The organism is Mesobacillus campisalis, from assembly GCF_000986785.1.
Classification (GTDB): Bacteria; Bacillota; Bacilli; order Bacillales; family Cytobacillaceae; genus Mesobacillus_B; species Mesobacillus_B campisalis.
This window is the reverse complement of record NZ_LAYY01000013.1, coordinates 149,593-156,658: the sequence shown is the minus strand read 5'-3', so window position 1 is coordinate 156,658 and position 7,066 is coordinate 149,593. Positions and strand designations below refer to the sequence as shown.

Below are 7,066 nucleotides of genomic sequence, written 5' to 3'. Positions count from 1 at the left end.
CGCGCTTTACGCCCAATAATTCCGGACAACGCTTGCCACCTACGTATTACCGCGGCTGCTGGCACGTAGTTAGCCGTGGCTTTCTGGTCAGGTACCGTCAAGGTACCGGCAGTTACTCCGGTACTTGTTCTTCCCTGACAACAGAGCTTTACGACCCGAAGGCCTTCTTCGCTCACGCGGCGTTGCTCCGTCAGACTTTCGTCCATTGCGGAAGATTCCCTACTGCTGCCTCCCGTAGGAGTCTGGGCCGTGTCTCAGTCCCAGTGTGGCCGATCACCCTCTCAGGTCGGCTACGCATCGTGGCCTTGGTGAGCCGTTACCTCACCAACTAGCTAATGCGCCGCGGGCCCATCTGTAAGTGACAGCAAAAGCCGTCTTTCAGCATTCCCTCATGTGAGGGAATGAATTATCCGGTATTAGCCCCGGTTTCCCGGAGTTATCCCAGTCTTACAGGCAGGTTGCCCACGTGTTACTCACCCGTCCGCCGCTGACCATCGGGAGCAAGCTCCCGAAGATCCGCTCGACTTGCATGTATTAGGCACGCCGCCAGCGTTCGTCCTGAGCCAGGATCAAACTCTCCAATAAAAGAGTGATTAGCTCATAAAATAAAACGTTGGCTCGTGAATCTCTATTATATAGAAGAAACACGATAATATTGTTTGTTGACGCTTGTTTGTTTAGTTTTCAAGGAACAATGTGTCATCGCTGACAGCTTTTATATAATATAATGTTTCAAATGAATCGTCAACACTTTTTTTATAAATCATTAAGTGCTTATTTGATTGGTGGCTAAGCAGCTAAATTAGAATAACATGTAGTAAAGGTCGAATCAATGTTAAATTTATACAGCCCAGGAAACTAACCAGCAAGATGTATCGCTGTAATGTAAGCAATCCAAAACAAAAAACTGCACTAAAGAAGTGCAGCTGTTTGTATTGGATTTGCCTATTACAAAAGTACCGTGCTTCCCATCAGATAACGATCGACTTCCCGGGCAGCTTCCCGGCCTTCATTGATGGCCCATACGATTAAGCTCTGGCCCCTCCTTGCGTCTCCCGCTGTAAATACACCTTCCACATTAGTTTTAAAATCACCATACTCAGCTTTCACTTTATTTCGGACTGTCTCTACACCAAATTGCCTCAATAATGACAGTTCTGTTCCTTCAAACCCTATCGCTATAAAGACATGCTGCGCAGGCCATATTTTTTCGCTCCCAGGTATTTCTTTAAAATAGAAACTTCCTTCCTCATCTCTTAGCCTTTCCATTTGGATAGTGTGAAGTTCCATGACCTCGCCATTTTCATTCTTGACCAATTTCTTTGTCTGGATGGAATATTGGCGCGGATCTGTACCAGTCTTGGCCTGGGCTTCTTCGTAGGCATAATCCAATGTAAAAATATTTGGATAAGCCGGCCACATATTATCGGCGGTCCGCTGTTCGGGAGCCTGGGGGTGTTTCCCAAATTGTACTACACTTCTGCAATTTTGGCGCAACGCCGTAGCAACACAGTCCGCACCCGTGTCTCCTCCCCCGATTACAATGACATCCTTTCCGGCTGTATTGATAAAATTCCCATCCTCAAAGTTGGAATCCAGCAGGCTTTTAGTTGTTTGACCCAAATAATCCATAGCAAAATGCACACCCGTTGCTTCCCGGCCTTCAATATGCAGGTCACGCTGTTTTTGCGCCCCGGTACACAGGATGACAGCATCATGCTTATTGCGAAGCTCTTCAACTGAAATATCCTTTCCAACCTCTGTATTCGTAACGAATGCAATCCCTTCCTCGGTTAAAAGACTGATCCGGCGTTCCACGATTTCCTTTTCCAGTTTCATATTTGGAATGCCGTACATTAACAGCCCGCCAGGACGGTCGGCCCGTTCATAGACAGTCACTGAGTGTCCAGCCTGGTTTAGCTGATCGGCACTGGCCAATCCTGCAGGACCAGAACCAATAATGGCGACTTTTTTTCCAGTCCTCCTCCCAGGAATACGTGGAGTGATCCAACCGTTTTCAAACCCTTTATCAATAATCGTTCGCTCTATGTTTTTAATGGCGACAGAAGGATCGGAAATTGCCAGCGTGCAGGAGCCCTCACAAGGAGCAGGACAAACCCTGCCGGTGAATTCCGGAAAATTGTTTGTCTTAAGAAGACGCTCCAACGCCTCTTTCCACCTTCCCCGATAAACCAGGTCATTCCATTCAGGAATGAGATTGTGGATTGGGCAGCCAGTTGTTGTCCCCTTCAGCTCCATCCCCATATGGCAGAAAGGAGTCCCGCAGTCCATGCACCGGGCTCCCTGCCTGCTCAGCGCTTCATCAGAGAAGGGGGCAGAATACTCCTTCCAGTCCTTGATTCGAAGGTGGGGGTTTCGTTCTATCGGCTTTTCTCGATTGTACTCCATAAATCCAGTTGCTTTTCCCATTTCCGTCTCCTTCCTACGATACTATGGCACCAGGCTGTACAGATGCCTTTTTCTCGTGACCGGCATTCGTCTGGAATGCTTTCAATGCGGCTTCCTCTTCAGTAAGTCCGTTTGCTTTCTGTTCCTCAATTTTTTCAATCATACGTTTATAGTCATTAGGAATGACCTTTATGAATCTCCCTAAGACTTCTTCCCAATTCTCGAGAACATAGTTTGCTTTGGAGCTCCCAGTGTAATTGAAGTGATTCTGAACCAACGTTTTAACCTGGTTGATTTCCCCTTGATCCGTCAGCGATTCAAAGGACACCATTTGGCTATTGGCCAATGCAGCGAATTCCTCTTCATTGTCTGCCAGTACATACGCAATGCCCCCAGACATGCCAGCGCCAAAATTCTTGCCAGTGTCTCCAAGAATGACGACACGCCCGCCGGTCATATATTCACATCCATGGTCACCTATACCTTCAACCACTATGCTTGCACCACTGTTGCGGACCGCAAACCTTTCGCCTGCCCTCCCGCTGACATATGCTTCCCCGCTAGTCGCCCCATAAAAAGCAACATTTCCTGCAATTACGCTGCCACAGGTAAATAGTTTGTCAGGTTCATGGGCCTTAACAATGATTTTGCCGCCTGAAAGTCCTTTTCCAATATAATCATTGGCATCGCCAGTTAAAATCATGGTCATTCCCTTGGGAATAAAGGCACCAAAACTTTGGCCTGCTGAACCGGTAAAGCGCAATGTAACTGTATCCTCCCGAAGTCCGGCTGCACCGAACAGCCTGGTCATCTCACTTCCAACAATGGTCCCGGCTACCCGGTTCACATTCCTGATCGTAAAGGAAGCATCCACTTGCGTTTGGAATTCCAAGGCAGGCTTGACTGCAGGCAATATCTGCTGAATATCGAGCGATTCGCCGATTTTATGGTTTTGAGGCGTACGGAAAGTCCGATATCCTTCAGGCTGGAACAAAAGAGCCGTTAAATCCAGATCTTTCGCTTTCCAATGGGCTTTGGCGCGTTCACCCATCTTTAGGACGTCTGTGCGCCCAACCATCTCTTCTACCGTCCTGAAGCCTAGCTCGGCCATCAGTTCACGTACTTCTTCGGCCACAAACTTCATGTAGTTCACGATATGGTCCGCTTCACCAGTAAACTTTTCACGCAAGGCAGGATTCTGGGTCGCAACCCCCACCGGGCACGTATCCAGATGGCACGCCCTCATCATCACGCAGCCAAGAACGATAAGCGGTGCCGTTGCAAAGCCAAATTCTTCGGCACCCAAAAGAGCTGCCATGACAACATCTTTTCCAGTCATCAGTTTGCCGTCTGTCTCGAGCACAACACGTTCACGCAAACCATTCAGCATCAAGGTTTGGTGTGCTTCTGCAAGACCAAGCTCCCAAGGAAGCCCGGTATGTTTAATGCTCGTTTTTGGCGACGCTCCTGTTCCGCCGTCATATCCGCTTATCACTATTACATCAGCAGCTCCCTTGGCCACACCGGCAGCGATCGTTCCAACACCAGTCTTGGCTACCAGCTTCACACTAATCCTTGCGTCGCGATTGGCATTTTTCAAATCATGGATAAGCTGGGCCAAATCCTCAATCGAATAGATATCATGGTGCGGCGGAGGTGAGATCAGCCCTACACCTGGGGTAGAGCCGCGAACATTGGCTACCCATGGATAAACCTTGTTACCGGGAAGCTGTCCGCCTTCCCCCGGCTTGGCTCCCTGTGCCATTTTGATCTGCAGTTCATCTGCGTTTACCAGATAGTGACTTGTCACGCCGAAACGGCCAGAGGCAATTTGCTTGATGGCACTTCTTCGGCTGTCCCCATTTTCATCAACAATAAATCGGGACGGGTCTTCGCCTCCCTCCCCGCTATTGCTTCTGCCTCCAAGTCGGTTCATGGCAACAGCAAGCGTCTCATGCGCTTCCTTACTTAACGATCCAAAGGACATAGCCCCTGTTTTAAACCGTTTGACAATCGAATCTACCGGCTCCACTTCCTCGATAGGGATCGATTTGTTCACCGAATCGAAACTGAACAAATTGCGCAGAAAGGTAATTCGCTCTTCGTCAGCCGCTTTTGAAAACTGTTTGAATAAACCGTAATCCCCTTTTCTCGTTGCCCATTGAAGAGTATGAATGGTTTTTGGGTTGAACGCATGATGCTCCCCCGTCTTCCTCCATTGGAAATCGCTTCCAGACTCAAGGGCATTGTCAGTGGAAGGTCCAAACGCTTGCCTGTGCAGGAGCAATGCCTCTCTTGCGATTGTTTCGAGCCCGATACCGCCAAGCTTTGATGAAGTTCCGCTGAAAAAGGATTCCATGACATTCGGACTTATTCCAACCGCTTCGAATATTTGCGCTCCCCGATAGCTTTGGATAGTCGAGATACCCATTTTGGACATTACTTTTACAACGCCTTCCGTGGCAGCCTTAATGTATTTCCCGACTGCTTCTTCATACGTAAAGGGAACTTTTCCTTCCGCCACTGCTTCCCGGTAAGTAGCAAAGGTCAGGTATGGATTGACAGCGTCTGCACCATAGCCAATCAAAGCAGCAAAATGGTGAACTTCCCTTACCTCTCCGGATTCAACTATGATGCTGGCTTTGGTACGAAGCCCTTTCCTGACAAGATGCTGGTGGAGAGCACTTGCAGCCAATAATACAGGTACAGCCGCTTCCTCTTCATTCATATCCTTGTCTGACAAGATGAGTAGACTGGCACCCTTCGAAATGGCTGATTCAGCCTCTTGGAATATCCGTTCCAGTTCGATTTCCAAATCCTCTGTAAATAAAGTGTGGATTAGCTTGCTTTTAAATCCATCAAGGAGGTTGGCTTTTAATAGCTCCAATTGACTATTGGTGATAATCGGTGAATCAATCTGGATTCGCCGGCAGTTTTTTTCCCCGGGATGAAGCAGGTTTCCCTCTGCACCAAGATAGGATACAGTCGAGGTAACAAGCTGTTCCCGAATGGCATCAATCGGAGGATTAGTAACCTGGGCAAAATGCTGTTTAAAATAATTGAACAGTGATTGGGGCCGGTCCGATAAAACTGCCAGCGGGCTGTCATTCCCCATGGAGCCAAGCGGGTCCTTGCCTTCTGTGACAAAGGGTATTAAATATTTATTGACATCTTCATACGTATAGCCAAAGGCTTTTTGGCGGACAATGAGGTCATTGAAACCCTCTTCTTGGAAACTCACTTTCAAATCCTTCAGCCTGACCAGCTGTTCGTACAGCCATTTTTGGTATGGTTTCTCTGCGGCCAATTCCGCCTTGATTTCTTCATCGGAAATGATGCGTCCTTGTTCCAGGTCGACCAGCAGCATTTTACCTGGACTAAGGCGCTCTTTATATAAAACCATTTCCGGCGCAACGTCTATTACCCCTACCTCTGATGAAAAAATAATGTAATCATCTTTTGTCACATAATAGCGTGCTGGACGCAGCCCGTTCCTGTCGAGGATCGCACCAATCTGCTTTCCATCCGTAAAGGAAATGGCTGTAGGGCCATCCCAGGGCTCCATCAAGGTACTGTGGTATTCGTAGAACGCCCTTTTGTCCTTGGAGAGATAAGGATTGTCCGACCATGGCTCAGGAACCAGCATCATCGCAGCATGGGCAGGTTTTCGGCCAGCCAGGACAAAGAATTCAAACGCATTGTCCAATATGGACGAATCGCTTCCGTCCGTATTTAAAACAGGAAGCACTTTCTCAAGGTCGTCGCCAAATGCTTCAGAAACAAACTGCTGCTCCCGGGCATTCATCCAGTTGATATTTCCCCTCAGGGTATTGATTTCTCCGTTATGGATAATGTAGCGGTTGGGATGCGCCCTTTCCCAGCTTGGAAAGGTGTTGGTACTGAACCGCGAATGCACCAATGAAAATGCAGATATAAAATTCTGGTCCTGAAGATCCAAATAAAAGGAATCCACCTGTTCCGGGGTCAACAGTCCTTTATAAACGATTGTTCTGCTGGACAGACTGGCAAAATAAAAAGCCTTTTTATGCTGCCCAGCCCAAAGCTCCGACTGTTTTCTAATTACGTATAATTTCCTTTCGAAGGAAAGTTCGTCGTGAACTTCAGCGCTTGCACCGATAAATACCTGGCGGATGACAGGAACAGTCTTTTTAGCTGCTTCCCCAAGGCTCCGGGCATCTACAGGCACGGTTCGCCAGCCTAATAGCACTTGACCTTCTTTTTCTATGAGAGTCTCGATATATAATTCAATTTCTTTTCGCTCAATCTCGTTATCTGAAATAAACAGCATTCCCACTCCATACCGGCCCTTTTCAGGAAGAATGATTTCCGGATGTTCCTTTCTGAAAAAACCATCGGGAATCTGAACCATCATGCCTGCTCCATCCCCTGTGAGCGGGTCACTTCCTTGTCCGCCGCGATGGTCCAGCTGGCAGAGCATTTGAAGCCCTTTTTTCACAATATCATGTGTGGCCTTCCCTTTAATATGAGCATACAGGCCAATCCCGCAAGCATCATGCTCAAATTCAGGGCGGTAGAGACCTTGCGCTTTCGGTATTTGATTAAAGGTCATTGTTATCTCCCCCGCATATTTTCTTAATACTTTTCCTCTGCTTCATATTTTAAGTTTTTCTATTTA

The 7,066-nt window shown here is 47.8% G+C and carries 2 protein-coding genes and 1 rRNA gene; all 3 read right to left on the bottom strand.

Annotated elements, in window-relative coordinates:
• Positions 1 to 585, bottom strand: a 16S ribosomal RNA gene (locus WQ57_RS13285); the annotation flags it as partial.
• Between the two features lie 363 nt (positions 586 to 948).
• Positions 949 to 2,430 (bottom strand): glutamate synthase small subunit, encoded by a 1,482-nt coding sequence (gene gltD / locus WQ57_RS13280; RefSeq protein ID WP_046524256.1) that lies wholly within the window; start codon positions 2,428 to 2,430, stop codon positions 949 to 951.
• Between the two features lie 13 nt (positions 2,431 to 2,443).
• On the bottom strand, positions 2,444 to 7,000 hold the full coding sequence (gltB, locus tag WQ57_RS13275) for a glutamate synthase large subunit (protein ID WP_046524255.1): 4,557 nt from the start codon (positions 6,998 to 7,000) through the stop codon (positions 2,444 to 2,446).
• Positions 7,001 to 7,066 lie beyond the last annotated feature (66 nt).

What these genes read in the sequence shown, in the direction of transcription:
- gltD (WP_046524256.1), bottom strand. Translation starts at nt 2,430, where the DNA reads ATGGGAAAAGCAACTGGATTTATGGAGTACAATCGAGAAAAGCCGATA.
- gltB (WP_046524255.1), bottom strand. Translation starts at nt 7,000, where the DNA reads ATGACCTTTAATCAAATACCGAAAGCGCAAGGTCTCTACCGCCCTGAA.